Raw genomic sequence first — 21,250 nt, 5'->3', positions numbered from 1 at the left:
CGCATCCCCAGCTTGACGATGGCTCCCGCACTCATCGCCATCATCCCCATCGACACCATGCTGCCGACGCCTTCCGGCAGCGTCGACAGGTATTCCATCGGATCGAGCACGAAGCCCACATGCGGATGCGGCAGCGGCAAGACGACGCCCGCGGGCGTCTGAATCAGATGCACGTCCACGCCGACGACGGGCGTCAGGTGCGTGACCGCCAGCATGCCCATCAGGCTTCTTCCCTGCCGATTGGCTGCTGAACATGGATTTCCGCCATGCTCAGCTTGAGATTGATCCGGCAACGGTCAACCAGAAGGATAAGGTGCCCTGTCCGCATCATGCGCTCGAAGCCTCGTTGTTCGAAGCTATCGAGCCTGCTGCATCCAGCCCTGCAACGGAATGATTAAAGTCTGAAAACTCCCAGCCCCTCACCTCCCCCGCTCAAACGCGCCCACCCCCTCCCCACGCTCCCGCGCCCCTTCCTCCGTCCCCACCGAGATCGCCTCGAGCGACCGGTTCTTCGTCTCCGGCCCGAACATCCCGACGATCAACGCCTGCGCCAGCAGCGTCCCGACGATCAGCGTCAGCACGCCCGCGATGCCCGTGCCCGCATACGCCGCCGCCACGGCATAAGGCAACGCGATGCTGACCGCGCGCCCGATGGTATTCGCGAGCCCCGTGCCACGCAGCCGCAAAGCAGTGGGAAACAGCTCCGGCACATAGCTGGCGATCGTGAACGACGACAACACATATAGACACGCAGTAATCGCAAACCCCAGCACGGCGATCACGAATTCGGATTGCGCGAACGGATAGCCGACGCCGAGCGCCGCGCAGATCAGCGAGAACGCGACGATGCCCCACTTGCGCCCGATGCGCTCCGTCAGCAGAAAGGCAATGAGCGATCCAACCGGTCCGCCCGCGAACATGATGGCCGTCAGGCCGAGCGAACTGGAAATCGTGTGGCCTTCCTTGACGAGAAAAGTCGGGATCCAGCTGACAAACGCGAACTGCGCGACGAACTGCACCACGAGTACGGTGATCGCGCTGATGGTGCGCGCACGCATGCCGGGCGCGAACAGGTCGCGGAGACGGCTGCTCGCCTCAGGCACGCTCTCACGCGCAACCGGAGACGACACAGAAGGCGACACAGAAGACGTCACCCCGCAAGCAGCCTCGATCGACTCGACCACCGCCAGCGCCTCGCGCTCACGCCCTTTCGACGCCAGCCAGCGCGGCGATTCCGGCATCCGCTTGCGCAGGAACCACGCGACCAGCGCGCCCACGCCGGCAATCGCGAACATCCAGCGCCAGCCGTAATGCGGCACGATCATCCAGCCGAGCAGCGTCGAGAGAAACAGCGACGAGTTGATGATGAGATTGACGATGGTGCCGAAGCGGCCGCGCCACGCAGGCGGAATGAACTCGCTCAGCGTGCCGTAGCCAACCACGATCTCCGCGCCCATCCCGATACCCATCACGAGCCGGAAGAAGATCAGCCAGGTCATCGAGGGCGCGAGCGCCGCCGCAATGGAAGCAAGACCGTAGATCAGCAGATTGAACTGATAGCAGAAGCGTCGTCCGTAGCGGTCGCCCATCACGCCGGACAGCCACGCGCCCGCCATCATGCCGATGAAGGTCACCGAGACGAAGGTCGCGTTGAGTTGCAGCGTGGACTCGCCGCTCTTGATCATCGCGGCGAGCACGGTGCCGGCAATGTAGATATCGAACGAATCGAAATACATGCCCGCTGCAATCAACGCGAGCAACTTCCAGTGATAGCGGGACAGCGGCACGCTGTCGAGGCGTGCGCCGATACGGGTGTCAGCCTGCATGTCGGTCTCCGGAAACGATGTTTGTCAGACGATGGTCAGACGATGACGAGGTTGCGCGGCGCACCGCGCGCGAACGCTTCGAGGTTGCCGGTCAACTGGTCCGCCAGCGCCTGCACGGCCTCCTCGCTGGCCCACGCAACGTGCGGCGTCAGGATGAAGTTCGGCAGGTCGAGCAAGGCGCGGAACGGGTGATCGGCGGCGAGCGGCTCGGACGTCGCGACGTCAAAGCCCGCGCCGGCAATCCGCCCGTCCCGCAGCGCCGGCCCCAGCGCATGCTCGTTGACGAGCCCGCCGCGCGCCGTGTTGATGAGCAGCGGGCGGCGCTCCATCGCGGCGAACTCCGGCGTGTCGATCAGGTTGCGCGTCGCGGGCGTGAGCGGGCAGTGCAGCGTGATGACATCGCTCGTGCGCAGCACCGTGTCGAACGGCGTGTACAGCGAACCCATGCCTTCGCGGCCCTTGTGCGCCGACATCAGCACGCGCATTCCGAGCGCTTGCCCCAGCGCGGCCACCGCGCGACCGAGCGCGCCGTCGCCGATGACGCCGAGCGTCGAGCCGGCGAGGTCGCGGATCGGATGATCGAAGAAACAGAACTGGCCGCTCGCTTCCCAGCGGCCCGCGCGCACCGACTCGCGATACGCAACCAGACTGCGCCGCAACGCGAAGATCAGCGCGAAGGTATGTTCGGGCACCGTATGCCGCGCATAGTCGCGAATGTTCGAGACGGCGATGCCGCGCGCCTTGCACGCTTCAAGGTCGATGACGTTCGTGCCGGTCGCAGCCACCGCCACCAGCTTCACGCACGGCGCGTGTTCGAGCGCGGCCGCGCTGATCGGCGCCTTGTTCGTGATGACGATGTCCGCATCGCGAATGCGTTCGGCCACTTCGTGCGCGGCCGTCGCCGGATACTCGCGCCATGTGTGCGCAAAATCCGGCCGGCGCAGGCGGGTCTGGGGAGCGAGGGTGGCGCGGTCGAGAAAGACGATGTTCATCGATGTCATTGAGGTTCGTGGATCAGGGACGCTCGGTGGCGGCGAGTTCGTTCGCATCGTTTCCGGTCCGGCCGTGCCGGCCGCGCATGGCCCACGCCAGCGCCGCAAGCGCAAAGCAGCCGTATAGCGCGATCAACTGGATGCCCGCGTCGAAATGACCGGTGGCGTCCTTCACGACGCCGATCGCATAGGGCGCGGTGAAGCCCGCGAGATTGCCGAACGAGTTGATCGCGCCGAAGCCGATGGCCGCGACCGCAGGTCCGAGCAGCAACGGCAAGGTGGACCAGAAGATCGCCACCGCCGAGAAGGTGCCGAACGCAGCAAGACAGAGAAAGCCAAGCTTGAGAACCGGAGCGGCTGCAAGCGTCGAGCCGCCCAGTCCGATGACGGCGAGCGCCATCGGCAGCAGCACGTGGAAGCGGCGTTCGTCGTGACGGTCGGAACGTCTGCCCCACCACATCATGCCGAAGCCGGCGATGAAGAACGGGATGGCCGCAACCACGCCGACCATGCTCAGGCTCAGATGAAACTCGCGGACGATCTGCGGCAGGAAGAAGCTCAGTCCGAAGATCGACAGATTGATGCCGAAGTAGGCCAGCGCCAGCGCCACGATCACCGGGTTGCGCACCGCGCTCCAGCCGCCGTGTCGCGCGGCGGGCACGCGGGCGCGTTCGGCGGCGATGGTGTTCGCGAGCCACGCGCGTTCGTCCGGCGCGAGCCACTGCGCCTGCGCGGGCGTATCGCGCAACACGGCGAGCACGGCGAACGCGAGCAGCACGGCGGGCAAGCCCTCCGCGATGAACATCAGTTGCCAGCCGTGCAGGCCGAACACGCCGTCGAGTCCGAGCAGCCAGCCCGACAACAGCGAGCCGAACACATTGGCGAACGGCATCGCGGCCATGAAGACGCTCACGACCCGCGCGCGCCACGCGCCCGGAATCCAGTACGTGAAGTACAGCATGATGCCGGGAAAGAAGCCCGCCTCGGCGATGCCGAGCAGCACGCGCAGCGTGAAGAAGCTCGCCGGTCCCTGCACGAAGGCCATGCAGGCCGACAGCACGCCCCAGGTCAGCATGATCCGCGCAATCCAGCGGCGCGCACCGACCCGTTCGAGAATCAGGTTCGACGGCACCTCGAAAATCACATAGCCGATGAAGAACAGGCCCGCGCCGATGCCGAAGGTCGTCGCCGAAAAGCCGAGCGCGCGATTCATCGTCAGCGCGGCGAAGCCGATGTTCACGCGGTCGAGAAACGACACGACGAAGCACACGATCAACAGCGGCACATAACGCCGCAGCACCCGGCGCATGGTGCGGACTTCGAGTTCATCCATGCAGGTCTCCTTGAACATCGTCATGCAGCGTGAACACGCTGGCTATAATGCGTTCAGCCTGGCACGCCCGCGACAGCGCGCATCATCATCGAGCGACCTCCATGCCGAAGACTCCAGCGAACGAGACCGCCGTCCCTTCTTCACGCACCACCTCTTCCGATACCGTCTTCACGCAGATCCGCGCGCGCATTCTCGACAACGCGCTGCGCCCCGGCGCCTACGCCACCGAACAGGAGCTCGCCGAAGCCTTCGGCGTGAGCCGCACGCCGGTTCGCGAGGCGATGGTGCGTCTGCGTGACGAAGGCCTCGTCGAACTCGTGCCGCGTCGCGGCATGCGCGTGTTGCCGGTGTCGGTCGCGGACATGCGCGAGATCTATCAGATCCTCACCAGCCTCGAAGCGACCGCCGCGGAACTCGTCGCCGTGAGCAAGCCCGCCGCGAAGGATCTGCAAGCGCTCGAACGCGCGTGCGTCGCCATGGACCGCGCGCTCGCGAAGGACGACCTCGAAGCCTGGGCCGCCGCCGACGAAGCCTTCCACCTTCATCTCCTCAAGCTGTGCGGCAACGCGCGGCTCGAGCAGATCGTGCGCAAGTACTGGGACCAGATTCATCGCGTGCGTTTCATCACGCTGAAGCTCGGGCCGAAACCGCACGCATCGGCGGGCGAACATCGCGAGATCGTCGCAGCGCTCGCCCGCGCCGATGCCGATACCGCGCAACGCCTGTTTCGCGAACACCGCGCGCGCGGCGTGCAGAAGCAGCTCGCCACGCTCAGGGACTTTCGCCTCGATCAGGTCTGAGCGCGTCCCCCGCCGCCGCATGCTCCGCGATGGCTTCGTCGAGCAAGGGCCACGCCACCGTGAAGCTCTGAATGCCCATCGCGCTGGCCAGCTGCATCACTTCCAGCAGTTCAGCCGCGCTTGCGCCATACCCCAGTGCGTTCTTCATGTGGATGCGCGTACCCGGCGCGAACTGATGCGTCGCCGATACCGCCACCGCGATATACACGAACTCCTTGACCTTCGGCTCCAGCGCGCCCGACAACCACGGCGCCGCCGAAAAATCGATGAAAGCCTTGAAGTACTCCGGATCGAGCGCAAGCAGCGTTTCCCACAGCGGATTCCAGTAGCCGCGCTTGGCCTCGAACTCCGCACGCAACGCGTCGCGGCGTGCGTCGCTGCGTTGCAGTTCGTCGGCCTGATGCGGATCGAGCGCCAGGCATTCGGCGAGGATCGGCACGCCGAGCGTGCACGCATGCACGGCCATCACGCTGACCAGTTGCAGCACCTCCACCAGTTCCTCGCGCGTCGCGCCATGGTCCAGCGCCCGGCGCAAATGTTCGCGGATGCCGTCCTCGTGCAGATGCGTCATCGCCGCATTGAGCGCGAGACCGATCAGCGCCTTGGTCTTCGGCGCAAGCGGCCCGTGCCGCAGCGGCTTGCCCGCGAAGTCGAGCCACGCGTCGATGAACTCGGGCGCGGCGTCCGCGAGCGCATCGAGCGAGGCGTTCCAGGTCCCGCCCTGCGCGGCAAAATGCCTGATGCGGTCCTTGATGTGCATGTCTCCTCCAGGCTTGGCAGGACATGGCTGCGCCCGGCATCGCCGCAAGCTCAGCGGCCGATGTTCGCGTAGCGCGCCTCTTCCGCGACGGCCTTGTCGAGGCCGACAAACTTGTTGAAATCCTCGAACGAGGTCAGGCGATCCGCCACCGCATTGGTGGATCCTTCGCGCATGAAGATCTCCATCATTTCCTTGACGGCCTTGTGCATCGCGAACATGGGTTCGATCGGGCACAGCGCGTAGTCGAAACCGATCTCGTGCACTTCCTTCAACGACAGGTACGGGCTCTTGCCCGAACGCGCCATGTTGAACAGGATCGGCTTGCCGAGCGGCTTAAGGCGGCGGATCAGTTCGCGCATCTGGTCGATGCTTTCAGGCGCATCGGCATACAGGCCGTCCGCACCGATCGCGGCATACGATTCGAGCCGCTCGATGGCGTCGTTCAGACCCGTCACCGCGATCGCATCGGTGCGCGCGACGATGAAGAAATTCGGATCCGTGCGCGCGGCCAGCATCGCGGCGAGCTTCTGCTGCATCTCTTCCTTCGGCACCAGCTGCTTGCCCGCGAAGTGACCGCACTTCTTCGGCACCGCCTGATCTTCCAGATGCAGCACCGACGCACCTGCTTCTTCCCACAGCTTGATGGTGCGCTGGCAGTCGAGCACGCCGCCGTAACCGGTGTCGGCATCGGCGAAGACCGGCACCTTGGTCACGCGGCAGATGCGGCGGATGTGATCGAACATTTCCGTCTGCGTGAGCTGGCCCACGTCGGGCTGCCCGGCGACGATGGCGGACGCCGCGAAGCCGCTCACATAGATGGCCTTCGCGCCGGCCTGTTCGGCCAGCATGGCGGTGACGGCGTCGTGTGCGCCCAGGCACACGAACGGCGGGGATTTGAGCAACTCGCGGAATTGGGCGGAACGGTTCAAGGTCTTCTCCCCTGCTTGCGTGAATGACGAGGTTTCATGATATCGATAACTCATCGCAGGAAGCAAGGCTTCAAGGTGATTATTTGATATCGATATCACATCAGCACGAATTTTGTTTTATCGTTAATTATCAATAGTTTCAAGGCTTAAATCGGGATGCCTGAGACCAGCGCGAAGGGTATTCCCCTATTCCTCGCAAGCCCTGCTCGCTCAAGATAATGCATGCACAGACAGGACCAAAACCACCCGGCCGCTCCAGGAGACACACCCATGTCCGACATCGAATCGCGAACCATGCGCCGGGTCACGCGCCGCTTCGTGCCCTTGCTCATCATCTGTTTCGTGATCTCATTCCTCGATCGCGTCAACGTCGGTTTCGCCGCGCTGACCATGAGTGCGGATCTCAAGTTTTCCTCCACCGTGTTTGGCCTGGGTGCAGGACTGTTCTTCATCGGCTACTTCTTCTTCGAGGTACCGTCGAATCTCGCGCTCGAACGCGTGGGCGCGCGCCGCTGGATCGCGCGCATCATGCTCACGTGGGGCATCCTGTCAGGGGCCACGGCGTTCATTACCGGGCCATGGAGCTACTACATCGTGCGCGTGCTGCTCGGTGCCGCCGAAGCGGGCTTCTTCCCGGGCGTCATCCTGTTCCTGACCTACTGGGTGCCGGAGCGTCATCGCGGCCGCGTGGTGGGCGTGTTCATGGCCGCGATGCCGTTCGCCAGCGTGTTCGGCGCACCTTTGTCCGGATGGCTGCTGAGCCATGACGGCGTCTTCGGCCTGAAGGGCTGGCAACTGATGTTCATCGCCGAAGCACTGCCTTCACTCGTGCTCGCGGCCGTCGTGCTGAAGGTGCTGCGCGATTCCCCCGCGCAAGCCGAATGGCTCGCCGACGACGAACGCGCCTGGCTCGATGCCACGCTCAATGCGGAACGCACGCGCAGCGTCGCGTTCAACGAGCACGGCTTCCTCAACATCGTGAAACGGCCGCTCGTGCTGATGCTGGCGGCCGCTTACTTCGGCATTGTCGGCATCAACTTCGGGCTGAGCTTCTTCCTGCCGCAGATCGTGCGCGAGTTCCATCTGAGTCTGATGCAGGTAGGCATCGTCGCCGCGATTCCGTTTGCCGTCGGCGCATTCGGCATGATGTGGTGGAGCCGGCGCTCGGACCGTCATGGCGAACGCCGCTTCCATGTCTTGCTGCCGATGGCGCTCGGCATTATCGGGCTCGTCGGCTCGACGCTCGTCGCCGTGCCCGCGCTGAAGCTGGCCTTGCTGTGCCTCGCTTCGTTCGGCGTGTTCTCGGCATTGCCGGTCTTCTGGGCGCTGCTGCCCGGCTTGCTCGGGCCGGCGGTCGCGGCCATCGGCTTCGCGGCGATCAACTCGCTCGGCAACCTGTCGGGCTTCGCCGCGCCCTACGTGGTGGGCGTCATCAAGGATGCGACCGGCAGCACGGCGGGCGGATTGCAGGCCATCGGCGCGTATGGCGTGATCGCGTGGCTGATTCTTGCGGTCGTCAGCCGGCACTATCGCCGGGATATGAACACGCAGGACGCCGCGCAGGCGCTTCGCGAGGCGCGCGGCTGACTCTTCTCATCGACCACTCAAACGGAAACCCGCCATGAATGCAGCGCAGCAAGGCACGATCGAAATCGAAAACCGCGGCAGCGTCCGCATCCTCACGATGTGCAGGCCGGACAAGAACAATCGCGTCACGCAAGCCATGGCCGAGCAGGCCGTGCGCGCGTTCGAGGCGGCGCGCATCGACAAGTCGGTGAGCGGCGTCGTGCTCACAGGCCACGGCGAAGTCTTCTGCACCGGCGGCGACTACATGAGCGCGGGCGGCACGAGCGAAGGCCGGCTCGGCTTCGCGCGCGCGTTCAGCGACATGGAACGGGCGATGACGCGCGTCGGCAAGCCGCTGGTCTGCGCGAACAACGGCCCCACGCATGCGGGCGGCTTCAGCCTGCTCACCGCGTGCGATCTCGCGGTCACGCACGAAGGCGCGACCTTCGGTCTGCCGGAAATCGCGCACGGACTGTTTCCGTTTCTCGCGCTGGCCATCGTGAAGGACAGTCTGCCGAAGAAGGTGCTGTGGGACATGGTGTATCGCGCGCGGCTGCTGAGCGCGGCGGAGGCGCAGCAGTTCCATCTCGTCAACGAGATCGTGCCGGCGGACAGCGTGCTGGAGCATGCCGTGGAACTGGCGGGCTGCACGGCGCAATGGAATCGCGACATCGTGAGTCTTGGCCGCGATCTCTACTACAACACGCGTTGCAGCAATCCGAACGAGGCGGTCGAGCAGTCGCGCTTTGCGTTGATCGCTGCCTTGAAAGCGATGGACGAAAGCGGCCTCGGTTAAAGCAACCGCGCTCAGGTACTGCCGCGCTGGATCACTTCGAAGCCGACATCGACGCTCGACACCGGCAGCGTCACCCCCTTGGTCCGCGCGACGATCATGCTCGCGCTGCGCACGCCGATCTCATAGCGCGGAAATGCAACCGTGGTGATGGGCGGCACGATGTTCTGCATCAGCTCGTTGTCATCGGATGCGGCCACCGCGATGCGTCCCGGCACCGCGATGCCGCGCCGCTGACATTCGAACACGGCGCCGGCGGCGAGCACGTCGCCGGCGAAGAACACGGCCTGCACCGAAGGCTCCTGTTCAACGATACGCGCCAGCGCGCGTGAACCGCTTTCGAGTCCCGGCTCCACTTCCAGCACGAGCCCCGGCGCAATGCCGGCGCCCGCACGCTTGAGTTCCGCGAGAAAGCCGTTGCGTCGCTGACGCAGCCGGTCGCTGCCCGCCACCGCGAGACTCGCGAACGCAAAACGCCGATAGCCCAGTTCGAGCAGATGCCGCGCCATGGCCTTGCCCGCGGCATGATTCGAGTAGCTGACCACCATGTCGATGGGGTCGCCGCTGAGATTGCCGGTCTCCACGCAGGGGATGCCGTTGTTGCGCAGCATGGTGACGGTGCGCGGCGTGTGCTTCGTGTTGTGCAGGATCACGCCGCAGACACGCATCGCGACGTATTCGGCGACGAGCTTCTCTTCTTCGTCGAGATCGAGTCCGCTGTCCGAGATCATCAGATGCAGCCCGTTGCGCGTGAGCACTTCGGAGATGCCCTTGATGGTCTCGGCATAGAGCGCATTGCGCAGGCTCGGCACGACGAGCGCGACCACGGTGGAGCGATTCGACGACAGGCTGCCCGCGATGCGGTTCGGCACATAGCCGCTCGCCTCGATGGCCGCGCGCACGCTCTCCAGCACGTGTGGCGAGACGCTGCCCGGCGAGCGCATGGCGCGCGAGACGGTCATTGTCGATACGCCGGCGAGACGCGCGACGTCTTTCATCGAGGTCGCCTGAGTCGCTCCTTTTCTTCCCACCCTGATCTCGCTCCTGATGCGGCGCGCGACGAGGTCATGCCCGCGCCTGAACCGGCCGCCCTGTGCGCCGTGCGGCCATGTTACTGGATGACGATGCAGGCGTGAATCAGGTCTGCTGCGCGCACAGTTCGAGCGCGTGCCGCCAGTCGGGCGCGGCGAGGCCGAAGGCCGCCGCGAGCTTCGCGTTGGACAAACAAGAGTTGACCGGACGGCGTGCTTTCACCGGATAGGCGCTGGCCGGAATCGGCGTCACGCGCGTCTGCTCCGTCTTGCCCCACACGCGCAGGATCTCGCCGGCGAACTCGCACCAGGACGTGCGCCCGCCGTTGGTGAGGTGATAGAGGCCGCTGAGCGCATCGGCCGAGCCGGGCCGGGTGCGTTCCGCGTAGCCAATCTGGCTCAGCATGCCGGCGCTGAGTTCGGCGATGGTCCGGCTCCAGGTCGGCGCGCCGAACTGGTCCGCGACGATCGTCAGTTCCGGGCGCTGCTCCGCCAGCCGCAGGATGGTGCGCATGAAGTTCGCGCCGCGTGCGCCATAGACCCAGCTCGTGCGCAGGATCAGATACCGGCAGCCGCTTGCCGCAATCGCCTGTTCCCCGGCGAGCTTGGTTTCGCCATAGACGTTGAGCGGAGCGACAGCGTCGGATTCCACATAGGGCGTGTCCTTCGCGCCGTCGAAAACGTAGTCCGTCGAGTAATGCACGAGCCAGGCATTCGTGCGGGCGCATTCCTCGGCGAGCGTCGCGGGCAAGGCCGCATTGAGATGGTGGGCTTCGTCGCGCTCGTCTTCCGCGCGATCCACCGCCGTATAGGCCGCGGGATTCACGACGACCGCCGGCCGCAGCTCGCGCAGCACGCTGCGCACGCGCTCGAGATCGCGCAGGTCGAGCGCCTGGCGATCCAGCGCCACCACGCGTCCCAAACCCTGCAAGGTCCGCGCGAGTTCAAACCCGACCTGACCGTTCACGCCGGTCAGCAGGATGGCGGGCAAGGCGGGCGCGCTCATGCGTAGCAATCCGCTTCGGCGAGGCGCTTGCCGTCGCGGTCTTTCGCGGCGAGCATCGGCTCGAAGTCGATGGGCCATTCGATGCCGATGGTCTCGTCGTTCCAGACGAGGCTGCGCTCGTGTTCCGGATACCAGTAGTCGGTGGTCTTGTAGAGAAACTGGGCCGACTCCGACAGCACCACGAAACCATGCGCAAACCCCGGCGGCACCCACAATTGCCGATGGTTCGCTTCCGAGAGCGCCACGCCCACCCATTTGCCGAAGTTCGGCGAATGCTTGCGGATATCGACGGCGACATCGAACACTTCGCCTTCCACCACGCGCACGAGCTTGCCCTGCGCATGCTCGATCTGATAATGCAGGCCGCGCAGCACGCCGCGAGCCGAGCGCGAGTGATTGTCCTGCACGAACTCGACGCCGGGCGCCACGAGCTCGCCAAATTCGCGGGCGTTGAAGCTTTCGTAGAAGAAGCCGCGTGCGTCACCGAAGACCTTCGGCTCGATGATCTTGACTTCGGGCAATGCCGTGGCGGTTACGCTGATGGCCATGCGACTTGGTCCTTCGGTAGGTTGAGCAGATATTGTCCGTACGCGTTCTTCGCGAGCGGCCGGGCGAGTGCGAGCAAGGCTTCCTCGTCGATCCAGCGGCGGCGGAAGGCAATCTCTTCCGGACATGCCACCACCAGCGCCTGCCGCTTCTGCAACGTGGCGATGAACGTGGCGGCTTCGATCAGCGAATCATGCGTGCCGGTGTCGAGCCAGGCATGGCCGCGCCCCATGATCTGCACGGTGAGCTTGCCGTCGTTCAAGTAGCACGAGTTGACGTCGGTGATTTCGAGTTCGCCGCGCGCCGAAGGCTTGATGTCCGCCGCGATGTTGCACACGCTGTTGTCGTAGAAGTACAGGCCCGTCACCGCATAGTTGGAGCGCGGCTTTTCGGGCTTTTCTTCGATCGACAGCGCGCGGAACTCGCGGTCGAATTCCACCACGCCGTAACGTTCGGGATCATGCACGTGATAGGCGAACACCGTGGCGCCTTCCGTGCGCGCATTCGCGCTTTCCAGCAGCTTGGCGAGATCGTGCCCGTAGAAGATGTTGTCGCCGAGGATCAGCGCGCAGGGATCGTTGCCGATGAACTCGCGGCCGATCAGGAACGCCTGCGCCAGCCCGTCGGGCGAAGGCTGCACCGCGTACTGGATGTTCATGCCCCACTGGCTGCCGTCGCCGAGCATCGTCTCGAAACGCGACGTGTCCTGTGGCGTGGAGATGATCAGCACGTCCCGGATGCCCGCGATCATCAGCGTCGACAGCGGGTAGTAGATCATCGGCTTGTCGTACACGGGCAGCAGCTGCTTCGAGACGACGTGCGTGATCGGATAGAGCCGGGTGCCCGATCCGCCCGCGAGAATGATGCCTTTGCGCGCCATCGTCAGTTCCCTCACGCGCGCTGCGCGTAGTTGGTTTCCACCCATTTCCGGTACTCGCCGGAAGCGACTTCGTCGGACCATGCCTGGTTGTCCAGATACCACTGCACCGTCTTCGCGAGGCCGGTCTCGAAGGTCTCCGCAGGCTTCCAGCCGAGTTCGCGTTCGAGCTTGCGCGCGTCGATGGCATAGCGCCGGTCATGGCCCGGGCGATCCTTCACATAGGTGATCTGGTCGCGATACGAACCGCCCGACTTGGGCCGCGCCTGATCGAGCAGGTCGCACAGCGTATGCACGACATCGAGATTCTTCTTCTCGTTCCAGCCGCCGACGTTATACGTTTCGCCCGGCACGCCGCGCGCAAGCACTTCACGGATCGCCGCGCAGTGGTCGCCCACGTACAGCCAATCGCGCACGTTCTGGCCGTCGCCATACACCGGCAACGGCTTGCCGCCGAGCGCATTGGCGATCATCAACGGAATCAGCTTCTCGGGGAACTGGAACGGACCGTAGTTGTTCGAGCAGTTGGTCGTGAGCACCGGCAGGCCGTAGGTGTGATGATACGCGCGCACCAGATGGTCCGACCCCGCCTTCGTGGCCGAGTACGGACTGTTCGGCGCATACGGCGTGGTCTCGGAGAACTGCGGGTCCGTGGCCGAGAGCGAACCGAAGACTTCGTCGGTCGAGACGTGCAGGAAACGGAAGGCCTGCTTGTCGGCTTCGGGCAGCTTGCTCCAGTACACGCGTGTGGCTTCGAGCAAGGTAAAAGTGCCGACCACATTGGTCTGCACGAAATCGGCGGGCCCGTGAATCGAGCGATCCACGTGACTCTCCGCCGCGAAATGCAGGATGGCGCGCGGCGTGTGCCGGGCCAGCAGCTCGTCGATGGCCGCGCGATCGCAGATATCCGCGCGCGCGAACACGTGACGGGTGTCGTTCCAGAGGGATTCGAGCGTCTTGAGATTGCCGGCGTACGTCAGCTTGTCGACGTTCAGCACGGGCTCATCCGTCTGCGCGAGCCAGTCGACAACGAAATTGGCGCCGATGAACCCCGCGCCGCCCGTGACCAGAATCATGATGCCCTCTCTTCTTCCACTAGCTTCTGTTTGAACTGCCATGCCATGCACGCCTTGCGCTTTCCGCCTTGCGGAGCACCGTTCTGGCGCGCTGGATTATATGTTACCGCGCACCGTGCGACGGACGCTTGTCCTGGTCCGCGCAGCATCAGTTCGCGGGAATCTGCACGTGTCCGTTCTCGAGCACCAGCGTAACGTCGCATGCGGGCGCTTCCGGCCCGGACGCGAGCCTGAAGATCTTGTTGTGATTCACGAACACGGTATAGGCCGTGCCGAAGCCCGAGAACCACCATTCGCCTGGAATATCCCAGGTCTTTACGCCCGATGTATTGACCGTCGCCTGGCTCGGACGGAAGCAATACACCGAGACTTGCGGATGAGCGCGGTCGTAGTTGCGCAGCGCTTCGACGTCCGCACGCACGGTCGCGCCATAAGGCTCGCGGCTGAAATAGGCAATCGGTTCGCGGAACGCCGCGCCGAAGATGAACAGCAGCGCCGCCACCCCGATCCAGCGTGCAAGATTTACACCCCGCGCCGGCAGCAGCTCGTGCAGCGCGCACAGGACGGCCATCAGGAAGAACAGTTGCGCGAGTTCGCCGTACTGCGTGTAGTGCTGGTGAACCAGGAACGCGAAAGGCAGGAAGAACGCGAACGAGGCCAGGAACAGCCATGCCGTGAGCAGCCTGCCTTTGGCCCATGAATTCGCCGCACCCGCGACCACCACGATCACCCACACGACGCGCGACGCGTTGCCGTAGAAATAGTAGGCGGCGTTCTCCCAGAGAACCGAAAGCTTGTACGACGTGGCATACACATCCGACTGCTGCGCCTTCAGCTTCAGAAAGAACACGACGAACAATGCGATGCCCACCAGCGGCACCACATAGTTGCGCCAGTCCCGCCGGTGCTTCGCATCCGTGGCGAGCATCCAGACGGGCAGGCTGACCGCCATGCACATGAAGATGTTCGACATGTAGCCAAGTATCAGGACGACCAGCAGCGCGAGGACGGTGCCGAAGCGCGTGCGGCCATCGGCGGACGGCGTATGGCTGATGAACAGGTAGACGAACAGCATCACGAACAGATGGCCGATCAGATGCTGCGAGTTCGACAGCCACACGTAGGAAGCGGCGGTCGCGGGCAATGCGTAGTAGAACAGGCCCGCGACGACGCCCGCGAACCGGTCATGACCGCGCGTGACGATCAGCCCGGCCAGCACGCTGGTCACGCCGATGCAGAAGAGATTGAAGAGATAGAAATACAGCGCGTCCAGTGCGAAGAGCTGCTGGCCGTAGTGCCAGTAGACGTTGCGCGTGATGAAGCGGCCGAAGTTGGTGAAGCGCCACATCTCCGGGAGCTTGACCACTGCTGCATAACGCTCGAGGAAGCCAAAGTCGTCCTGGAAGAACCAGGCGGCGTGTGCGTATGACACATAGAACGCCGTCATGAAGAAAGCAACGAACGCGACGGCGATCATCAAGGGCAAGTTGACGCGCCCTTCTCCCGAGGCCGTGCGGGACCAGACCTGCATGTTTGAAACTCCGTTCTGATGACTGGCGCGTCAGCGCGCGCCGGATGTGCGCGGGCGTGCGCCGTTCCCGAAAAAGGAATGGCTGAACGCCCGCGAAAGACATGAATCAAGCGCCAGGCCGGCGCGCGCGGTGCCGGCCTCCGGCAGGTTGCACAAGCAGCCGAGCCGCCTCGAACCCGCGCTATGCGCGATCAGACCGCCGCCCCCTCGACCCTGGACCGCTCGCGCGACTTGTGCGGCATCCACGTGCCCCACTTCGCCTCATAGACCGCGCGGTTCGTCGCGAGCAAGGCGAGCTTTCGCTCCTCGCCGAGCTTGTTGAAGGACGCGGAGAGATAGTGATGCACGAACACGTCTTCCGCGCAGGCCACACGCAGCCCCGCCGATTCCACCAGCCGGCAATAGTCGTCGTCTTCATAAAAGCCGATGCCGTAGTCCTCGCTGATCGGCCCGCAACGCTCATACGTGCTGCGCGGCATCATCACGCAGAAGAACGCGGCCACGCTCAGTTCGAACCACTCGCCCCGGTAAGGCTCCGTGAGCGAACGGGCTTCGATGTGCATCTCGTCGATGCCGCGATAGTGCGTCGTCAGGCGCGCCTCGTTGCCGATATTGTTGGTCACCGGCCCGATGATCCCGATCTCCGGATGGTGGCGCAGATGATTGACGAGCCGCCGTGCCCAGCCGCGTGTGACGACCGTGTCGTTGTTCAGGATCGTGAGGTAGTCGCCCGTCGCCGCGGCCAGCCCGACGTTGTTGCCGCCCGCGAAGCCGAGGTTCTTGTCGTTCAGGATCAGCTTGACGTTCGAGTGCGCCGCGGCCCACGCGGTCAGGTAGGCGCGCGAGCCGTCGCTGGAGGCGTTGTCGACCGCGACGATCTCCAGATCCACGCCGGCCGTGTTGCGCACCAGACTCTCGAGACAGTCCATCGTCAGATGGATGTTGTTGTAAGTCAGCACGATGGCGCTCACCGTGGGCCGCGGCAGGGTTTCCACGGCGCGGCGGATGTCGTTGACGCGATGCGCCCAGGTCTGTCCCGCGGAGAAGGCCTTGCGGCGCGCGACGACCGCCTTCGAATCAGGCAACGCCGCCAGCGCGGCGCGCAGCTGATCGACGAAACCGTCGTAGGTAGTCGCCGTGCGCACCAGTTCGCCGAACTGCGCCATTTCCGGCAGATCCACCGACACCACCGGCCGCCCTGCCGCCAGGTATTCGTAGATCTTGACGGGGTTGGTCGCCAGCGTGAGCGGGATCACCTGGAACGGCATCATGCAGACATCGAAGGCGTACAGGTAGTACGGCAGCTCGGTATAACGCACCTCGCCCGTCATCTGCACGTTGTCGTAGCCCGCGAGACGCTCGCGCACGCCAGCCGTGTCCGCGCCGACCAGCAGGACGAGTGCATCCGGGAAGGACTCGGCGACTTGCGCGACCAGATCCGCGTCAAACCAGTCGGCGATCGCACCGTAGTAGCCGATGATCCGCCGGCCTTGGGGATCGACGAAGCGTTCGGCGGGCGCGTTGCAGAAGTCGCTGTACTGGCAGGCATTGCGGATCACCGCCACGCGCGGATTGCGTTCGCGCGCTTCCTTCTCCAGGAACGACGAGGTGGCGATCAGCAGGTCCGCGTTGTGCATCAGCCGGTTCTCGACCTCGATCAGTTCCGGCGAGACATTGCCGAAGCCTTCATGGTGATCCATGCAGTCGTACAGCAGGTCGTCGGATTGCAGGCTCGTCGCGAGCGGATACCAGAAGGCATGCTGGATGATCGACCACGAATGATCGGTGCCGGTCCACTCCGTGAACAGCCGCATGCCCGTGCGCATCTGGTTGAGCGCGTCTTCGTCGGGCGGCGAGAAGTAGATCTGCGGCGCGCCCTTGACCTTCAGCTTGATCTGGAAGAGCGGCAACGCTTCGTCCAGCCGTTCGACCGAGAAACCCGGCTCGTCCGCATCCTCGAAATAGTTCGTGAAGAAGAACACCCGATGGCCCGCCTGCGCGAGTTCGCGCGACAGATGCTGCGGGCGCTGAATCCGGAAGTGCCAGTCGATGATGCTGAAGACGAAGACATCGGCCTGGGCGTCGGGACGTTGTCTCGGCAGCTTCGGCGGAATCACGGTGACCGGCGTGACGGCTTCCGCGACCACCGGCGCAGCGGTTTCCACGGGCGCGGCCGATGCAACCGGCGCAGGCGCCGCGTCCGCACCGGCACGCCGCCGCAGATGCTTCGGCACATAGGCGAACATGCGCTGCGCCGTGTCCAGCACGCCGCCGTGCGTGTAGGCGTAATTGACGTCGCTCATGCGGCGGCGCAGCCACTCCTGCACCTGACGCGCCAATGAAGTCCAGCGCCAGCTACGGCTCTTGTGGATCAGGTTCAGTTCGCTCTGCAGCGTGTGCTCGCGTTGCCGCAGATAGTGAATGTAGTCGGTCAGCTCGTTCGCGACCGTGGCCGCGCGCTGAGCGGCGGCATCCAGCTCCTTCAGGTTGTCGCGATGCATGCGCTCGAACGCGCCGATCTGGGCCCCGTGTTCTTCGGTAGCCGTCTGAAGCCGCTCGCGCAGCACGTCGCAGCGCTGCGTGAGCGTGGCCAGATGCGTCGCCGCATGCGCCACGCCAAGCTGTGCATCGCGCGCCTCGGCTTTCACGGCGTCCAGCTGCGCCACCGCTTCCTCCGCGCGGGCCTTGTCGGCGGCGGACTGCGCCTCGACCTCGCGCATGCGCTGCTGTTCCGCGCGCAGTTCGGCAAGGGTATGGTCCGCGCTGCCCGAGCCGTTGATGCGCGCATCGGACATCGTCATCTGCAGCGCGGCGACCTCCTCGTTGCGCGCATAGATCAGCAGGATCTGGAAGCCCGGCCAGAAGCTCGGCTCGTGCAGACGCGTATCCGCGACCGACTCGTACACGAGCGTCCAGCCGGCCTTCGGCGCGAGCGGAATGTTCGGCGCATCGAACGTCACTTCGTGCTCGGAATGACGGTCGAACTCACGGTAAGGCAGCAGCAGCACGACATACTTCGTCGCGTAGTTCGAAATGGCGTCGAACACGTCCCAGGGACGCGCGAAGTGCTCGAGCGTATTCGACGAGAACATGACGTCGAACGCCGGACGGTCCGGGCGATCCAGCAGGTTCTCGTGCGAGAAACGCGCACTGTGGTACATCGTGTTCGCGCTCTCGATGGCGGGCTGCGAGAAGTCGATGCCCGTCATGTCCCACGCCAGCACCTGCGCGAGCACGTCCGTGCCGTCGCCTTCCGCGCAACCGAAATCGCATACGCGCAGCTTCTCGTGGCGGACCTTCTGCACGAACCAGGCAGGCAGCGCCTCGACCGCGACGCGCGCGAAAAAGCGGCTCTGCTCGCGGCCGCCGAGCTTGTCCCAGTCGGTTTCGAAACGCTTGTCCCAGTACTCGTTGCTGTTGATGCCGTTTTGATCGCTCATGCGTAGACTCGCCGTCCGGATTGCGCTTCCATGACCTGTTCGACGTCGGCGACGAAGGTGCCATACACCCTGTGCTCGGTCATCGACGTGAAGTAATGCGCGCCTTCTATGTATTCGTAGTATTGCGGCAGGACGCTGGCGCGATCTTCGAGCGCCACCGCCAGCAGGTAATTGCCTGCGTTGAGCCGGTTGGTCAGCTTGAAGCGCACCAGCACCGTCTCGCCGGCCTGCGTGAAGTCCATCGAGCCCTGGTCCCACGTGGTGGAAACGATCAGGTCCGTGCCGCGCAGGTCCTTCAGCGAGAACGCGACGCTCATGGTCGAGCGGTCCGCCGTCGCGGGCGGCGTCACGCGCACGCGAATCTCCATCTCGTCGAGCGCGTTGACCGTGGAGAGCCGCTCGCCGTTCGCGTGGTACATGCCCACGTCGGTAATGCAGCCGACATGACTGCCCCAATGGTTGATCGGCCGATGCTTGGCCATCAGCCCGACTGCGCTGTCCTGCTCGGGTTCGGGTTCGGGCTCGGTGGCTTGCGTTTCGGCTTGCGTTTCGGCTTGTGCTTCGGCTTCTGCTTGAGCAGGCGTGCCGTCCGCTGCCGCAGTGGCCTCGGCTTCGCCTTCAGCCTCGGGCTCGCCGGCGGGCGCCTCGTGCGTCAGCTTCGGCGTCGGCGTCTCCTCGTCGTCCTTCTCGAACAGGAACTGGTTGTACTGCGCCGTGACCGAGAACGCGTCGCCGTACATGCGCACCTTGCCGTGATCCAGCCACAGCGCGTGCTCGCAGAGCGTGCGCACCGCGCCGACGTCATGCGAGACGAACAGGATGGTGACGCCGTCCTTCTGCATCGCCTTGATGCGGTTCAGACACTTGGCCTGGAAGCGCGAATCGCCGACGGCCAGCGCTTCGTCCACGATCAGGATCTGCGGATCGACGTGAATGGCCACGGCGAAAGCAAGCCGCACGTACATGCCGCTGGAATAGGTCTTGACCGGCTGGTCGATGAACTCGCCGATTTCGGCGAATGCCTCGATATCCGCAAAACGCGTATCGATCTGCTCACGCGACAGCCCGAGCACCGCGCCGTTCACATAGACGTTCTCGCGGCCGGTGAACTCGATGTTGAACCCCGCGCCCAGTTCGAGCAGCGCCGCAATGCGGCCATTCACCTCTACGCTGCCGGACGTGCCGGTGAGCGTGCCACACAAGATCTGCAGCAGCGTGGATTTGCCCGAACCATTGCGGCCGATGATGGCGACCGTATCGCCCCGCCCGATCTTCAGGTCGACATTGTCCAGCGCCCAGAATTCGCTCCAGCCTTTCTTGCGCTTCGGCATGACGAGATGCTTCAGCCGTTCGAGCGGCGTCTCGTAGACGGCGAAACGCTTGGAAAGGCTCTCGACACGAATGGCGATCTCGTCCTGCCTGTCAGGATGGGGGCGATTCATGCCCGGATCAGAAAACATCGCCATTCCGTGTCGAACGCGCGGCAGGCACACAGCCGCCGCGCAGGATGAAAGCATGTCCTGCCGGCGAGCCGTCAGCGTCGTGACGCGCCGCGCGGCGAACGTCCAGACGCACGGCCGCCTTCGCCCTGCCAAACCACCCGGATACGTCTGCCATGCGCTTACGCTCCGAAATACTGCTTGAGGACATCGACGATACGCCCCGACGCCAGCCCGTCGCCATAAGGCGACACGCCGCGCGCCATGCGCTTGTACTCGGCCGGGTCGTCGAGCAGGCGCTGCACGCTCGAGACGATCTCGTCATAGTCCGTACCCACCAGCTTCACCACTTCATGCTCGACGGCTTCCGGACGCTCGGTCTCGCGGCGCATGACCAGCACCGGCTTGCCCAGCGCGGGCGCTTCTTCCTGCACGCCGCCCGAGTCGGTCAGGATCAGGTAAGCCTGCTTCATCGCCGCGACGAACGGCAGGTACGACAGCGGCTCGCACAGCGTGATGCGCGGATGGCCGCCGAGGTGTTCGTACGCCGGATCGCGCACGTTGGGATTCGGATGCACCGGATAGAGGATGTGTGTGTCCTCGTTGGCATCCGCGACCGCCTTGATCGCGCGCAGGATGTTCCGGAAGCCTTCACCGAAATTCTCGCGGCGATGCGACGTCACCAGGATCAGGCGGCGCTCGCCCTGATAAGGCGCCTCGCCGTCGCAGCGGCTGGCCACGTCGAGCAGCGCGTCGATCACGGTGTTGCCGGTCACGAAGATCGAGGCGTCGTCCACGCCCTCGCGCAGCAGATTCTGGCGCGAGCTTTGCGTCGGCGCGAAATGCCAGCGCGCCAGCCGGCTCGCGACGACGCGGTTCATCTCTTCCGGGAACGGATTGTCCAGGTCGCCGGTGCGCAGTCCCGCTTCGACGTGGCCGAACGGAATGCGCCGGTAGAAGCACGCGAGCGCGGCCGTGAGCACGGTCGTGGTGTCGCCTTGCGCCAGCAGGACGTCCGGCTTTTCCACTTCGAGAACCTGGTCGAGCCGCGTGATGAGCCGCGAAGTCAGTTCGGGCAGCGACTGGTTGGGCTGCATGATGTCGAGATCCACATCGGCGTGGATCTTGAACAGGTCGAGCACCTGGTCCAGCATGCCGCGATGCTGGGCGGTGGCGAGCACGCGGCACTCGGCCCAGTCTTCCTTCTGCAGCCGCCCGATGAGCGGCGCCATCTTGACGGCTTCGGGACGCGTCCCGACAGTGACTAAGATCTTGCGTTTGTTCACGACGATTCCGTAAAAACCA

The 21,250-nt window shown here is 64.6% G+C and carries 19 protein-coding genes; 5 read left to right on the top strand and 14 right to left on the bottom strand.

The features are described from left to right. Positions 1-18: 18 nt before the first annotated feature. Positions 19-162 (top strand): hypothetical protein, encoded by a 144-nt coding sequence (locus QCE64_RS23410; RefSeq protein ID WP_310006492.1) that lies wholly within the window; start codon positions 19-21, stop codon positions 160-162. A 91-nt stretch (positions 163-253) separates the two neighbouring features. Further along, on the top strand, positions 254-394 hold the full coding sequence (locus QCE64_RS23405; protein ID WP_310006490.1) for a hypothetical protein: 141 nt from the start codon (positions 254-256) through the stop codon (positions 392-394). 25 nt (positions 395-419) lie between these two features. Here QCE64_RS23405 and QCE64_RS23400 read toward each other — a convergent pair whose 3' ends face one another. Genes QCE64_RS23400 through QCE64_RS23390 form a run of 3 tightly spaced genes read right to left on the bottom strand, consistent with a single transcriptional unit; the run spans position 420 to position 4,151 of the window. Next, on the bottom strand, positions 420-1,826 hold the full coding sequence (locus QCE64_RS23400) for an MFS transporter (protein ID WP_309924066.1): 1,407 nt from the start codon (positions 1,824-1,826) through the stop codon (positions 420-422). Between the two features lie 35 nt (positions 1,827-1,861). Then, positions 1,862-2,818, bottom strand: coding sequence for a D-2-hydroxyacid dehydrogenase (locus tag QCE64_RS23395; protein WP_310007336.1), 957 nt, complete (start codon positions 2,816-2,818; stop codon positions 1,862-1,864). Between the two features lie 22 nt (positions 2,819-2,840). Then, positions 2,841-4,151: an MFS transporter gene (locus tag QCE64_RS23390; RefSeq protein WP_309924064.1), complete on the bottom strand. Its 1,311-nt coding sequence runs from the start codon at positions 4,149-4,151 to the stop codon at positions 2,841-2,843. Positions 4,152-4,252: 101 nt separating this feature from the next. Between QCE64_RS23390 and QCE64_RS23385 the strand changes: the two genes are divergently transcribed. Beyond that, positions 4,253-4,951, top strand: coding sequence for a GntR family transcriptional regulator (locus QCE64_RS23385; RefSeq protein WP_309924062.1), 699 nt, complete (start codon positions 4,253-4,255; stop codon positions 4,949-4,951). Here the strand turns inward: QCE64_RS23385 and QCE64_RS23380 are convergent. After that, positions 4,923-5,711, bottom strand: coding sequence for a carboxymuconolactone decarboxylase family protein (locus tag QCE64_RS23380; RefSeq protein WP_309924060.1), 789 nt, complete (start codon positions 5,709-5,711; stop codon positions 4,923-4,925). The two genes, QCE64_RS23385 and QCE64_RS23380, sit on opposite strands and share 29 nt — an antisense overlap. A 50-nt stretch (positions 5,712-5,761) precedes the next feature. Then, positions 5,762-6,640 carry an isocitrate lyase/PEP mutase family protein gene (locus QCE64_RS23375; protein ID WP_309836317.1) on the bottom strand — a complete coding sequence of 293 codons (879 nt, stop codon included), beginning with the start codon at positions 6,638-6,640 and terminating at the stop codon, positions 5,762-5,764. Between the two features lie 270 nt (positions 6,641-6,910). On the opposite strand from QCE64_RS23375, the gene QCE64_RS23370 reads away from it, so the two are divergent. Together QCE64_RS23370 and QCE64_RS23365 are read left to right on the top strand one after the other, a co-directional pair. Next, on the top strand, positions 6,911-8,227 hold the full coding sequence (locus tag QCE64_RS23370) for an MFS transporter (RefSeq protein ID WP_309924059.1): 1,317 nt from the start codon (positions 6,911-6,913) through the stop codon (positions 8,225-8,227). 34 nt (positions 8,228-8,261) lie between these two features. After that, positions 8,262-9,002, top strand: a complete 741-nt coding sequence (locus tag QCE64_RS23365; protein WP_309933526.1) for an enoyl-CoA hydratase/isomerase family protein — start codon at positions 8,262-8,264, stop codon at positions 9,000-9,002. An 11-nt stretch (positions 9,003-9,013) separates the two neighbouring features. Here the strand turns inward: QCE64_RS23365 and QCE64_RS23360 are convergent, their stop codons facing one another. From QCE64_RS23360 to wecB, 9 genes are all read right to left on the bottom strand, one after another. Next, positions 9,014-9,997 (bottom strand): LacI family DNA-binding transcriptional regulator, encoded by a 984-nt coding sequence (locus QCE64_RS23360; RefSeq protein ID WP_310006488.1) that lies wholly within the window; start codon positions 9,995-9,997, stop codon positions 9,014-9,016. A gap of 139 nt (positions 9,998-10,136) precedes the next feature. Beyond that, the gene (gene rfbD, locus QCE64_RS23355) at positions 10,137-11,036 is read right to left on the bottom strand and encodes a dTDP-4-dehydrorhamnose reductase (protein ID WP_310006486.1); all 900 of its coding nucleotides are present in this window, start codon (positions 11,034-11,036) and stop codon (positions 10,137-10,139) included. After that, a complete protein-coding gene (gene rfbC / locus QCE64_RS23350) occupies positions 11,033-11,584 on the bottom strand; it encodes a dTDP-4-dehydrorhamnose 3,5-epimerase (RefSeq protein WP_309933523.1) in 552 nt (183 codons plus the stop codon). Before rfbC ends, rfbD begins: the two co-directional genes overlap by 4 nt. Continuing rightward, entirely contained in the window at positions 11,569-12,462 is an 894-nt protein-coding gene (rfbA, locus tag QCE64_RS23345) for a glucose-1-phosphate thymidylyltransferase RfbA (RefSeq protein WP_309924050.1), read from the bottom strand. Before rfbA ends, rfbC begins: the two co-directional genes overlap by 16 nt. 11 nt (positions 12,463-12,473) lie before the next feature. Beyond that, positions 12,474-13,535 (bottom strand): dTDP-glucose 4,6-dehydratase, encoded by a 1,062-nt coding sequence (gene rfbB / locus QCE64_RS23340; RefSeq protein ID WP_310007334.1) that lies wholly within the window; start codon positions 13,533-13,535, stop codon positions 12,474-12,476. Positions 13,536-13,683: 148 nt separating this feature from the next. After that, positions 13,684-15,066 carry a hypothetical protein gene (locus tag QCE64_RS23335; RefSeq protein ID WP_310006484.1) on the bottom strand — a complete coding sequence of 461 codons (1,383 nt, stop codon included), beginning with the start codon at positions 15,064-15,066 and terminating at the stop codon, positions 13,684-13,686. Positions 15,067-15,257: 191 nt separating this feature from the next. Further along, complete coding sequence (locus QCE64_RS23330; protein ID WP_310006482.1) at positions 15,258-18,506, bottom strand: glycosyltransferase; 3,249 nt, start codon at positions 18,504-18,506, stop codon at positions 15,258-15,260. Further along, entirely contained in the window at positions 18,503-19,948 is a 1,446-nt protein-coding gene (locus QCE64_RS23325) for an ABC transporter ATP-binding protein (protein ID WP_309933519.1), read from the bottom strand. The genes QCE64_RS23330 and QCE64_RS23325 overlap by 4 nt, the downstream gene beginning before the upstream one ends. Positions 19,949-20,127: 179 nt before the next feature. Next, the gene (gene wecB / locus QCE64_RS23320; protein ID WP_309816352.1) at positions 20,128-21,231 is read right to left on the bottom strand and encodes a non-hydrolyzing UDP-N-acetylglucosamine 2-epimerase; all 1,104 of its coding nucleotides are present in this window, start codon (positions 21,229-21,231) and stop codon (positions 20,128-20,130) included. Positions 21,232-21,250: the final 19 nt, after the last annotated feature.

The organism is Caballeronia sp. LZ043, from assembly GCF_031451075.1.
Lineage (GTDB): Bacteria > Pseudomonadota > Gammaproteobacteria > Burkholderiales > Burkholderiaceae > Caballeronia.
This window is presented reverse-complemented; position numbering and strand designations above follow the sequence as displayed.

What these genes read in the sequence shown, in the direction of transcription:
- QCE64_RS23360 (WP_310006488.1), bottom strand. Translation starts at nt 9,997, where the DNA reads ATGAAAGACGTCGCGCGTCTCGCCGGCGTATCGACAATGACCGTCTCG.
- QCE64_RS23370 (WP_309924059.1), top strand. Translation starts at nt 6,911, where the DNA reads ATGTCCGACATCGAATCGCGAACCATGCGCCGGGTCACGCGCCGCTTC.
- QCE64_RS23390 (WP_309924064.1), bottom strand. Translation starts at nt 4,151, where the DNA reads ATGGATGAACTCGAAGTCCGCACCATGCGCCGGGTGCTGCGGCGTTAT.
- QCE64_RS23400 (WP_309924066.1), bottom strand. Translation starts at nt 1,826, where the DNA reads ATGCAGGCTGACACCCGTATCGGCGCACGCCTCGACAGCGTGCCGCTG.
- rfbA (WP_309924050.1), bottom strand. Translation starts at nt 12,462, where the DNA reads ATGGCGCGCAAAGGCATCATTCTCGCGGGCGGATCGGGCACCCGGCTC.
- QCE64_RS23410 (WP_310006492.1), top strand. Translation starts at nt 19, where the DNA reads ATGGCTCCCGCACTCATCGCCATCATCCCCATCGACACCATGCTGCCG.
- QCE64_RS23385 (WP_309924062.1), top strand. Translation starts at nt 4,253, where the DNA reads ATGCCGAAGACTCCAGCGAACGAGACCGCCGTCCCTTCTTCACGCACC.
- QCE64_RS23365 (WP_309933526.1), top strand. Translation starts at nt 8,262, where the DNA reads ATGAATGCAGCGCAGCAAGGCACGATCGAAATCGAAAACCGCGGCAGC.
- rfbC (WP_309933523.1), bottom strand. Translation starts at nt 11,584, where the DNA reads ATGGCCATCAGCGTAACCGCCACGGCATTGCCCGAAGTCAAGATCATC.
- rfbD (WP_310006486.1), bottom strand. Translation starts at nt 11,036, where the DNA reads ATGAGCGCGCCCGCCTTGCCCGCCATCCTGCTGACCGGCGTGAACGGT.
- QCE64_RS23335 (WP_310006484.1), bottom strand. Translation starts at nt 15,066, where the DNA reads ATGCAGGTCTGGTCCCGCACGGCCTCGGGAGAAGGGCGCGTCAACTTG.
- QCE64_RS23405 (WP_310006490.1), top strand. Translation starts at nt 254, where the DNA reads ATGGATTTCCGCCATGCTCAGCTTGAGATTGATCCGGCAACGGTCAAC.
- QCE64_RS23330 (WP_310006482.1), bottom strand. Translation starts at nt 18,506, where the DNA reads ATGAGCGATCAAAACGGCATCAACAGCAACGAGTACTGGGACAAGCGT.
- QCE64_RS23325 (WP_309933519.1), bottom strand. Translation starts at nt 19,948, where the DNA reads ATGAATCGCCCCCATCCTGACAGGCAGGACGAGATCGCCATTCGTGTC.
- rfbB (WP_310007334.1), bottom strand. Translation starts at nt 13,535, where the DNA reads ATGATTCTGGTCACGGGCGGCGCGGGGTTCATCGGCGCCAATTTCGTT.
- QCE64_RS23380 (WP_309924060.1), bottom strand. Translation starts at nt 5,711, where the DNA reads ATGCACATCAAGGACCGCATCAGGCATTTTGCCGCGCAGGGCGGGACC.
- QCE64_RS23395 (WP_310007336.1), bottom strand. Translation starts at nt 2,818, where the DNA reads ATGAACATCGTCTTTCTCGACCGCGCCACCCTCGCTCCCCAGACCCGC.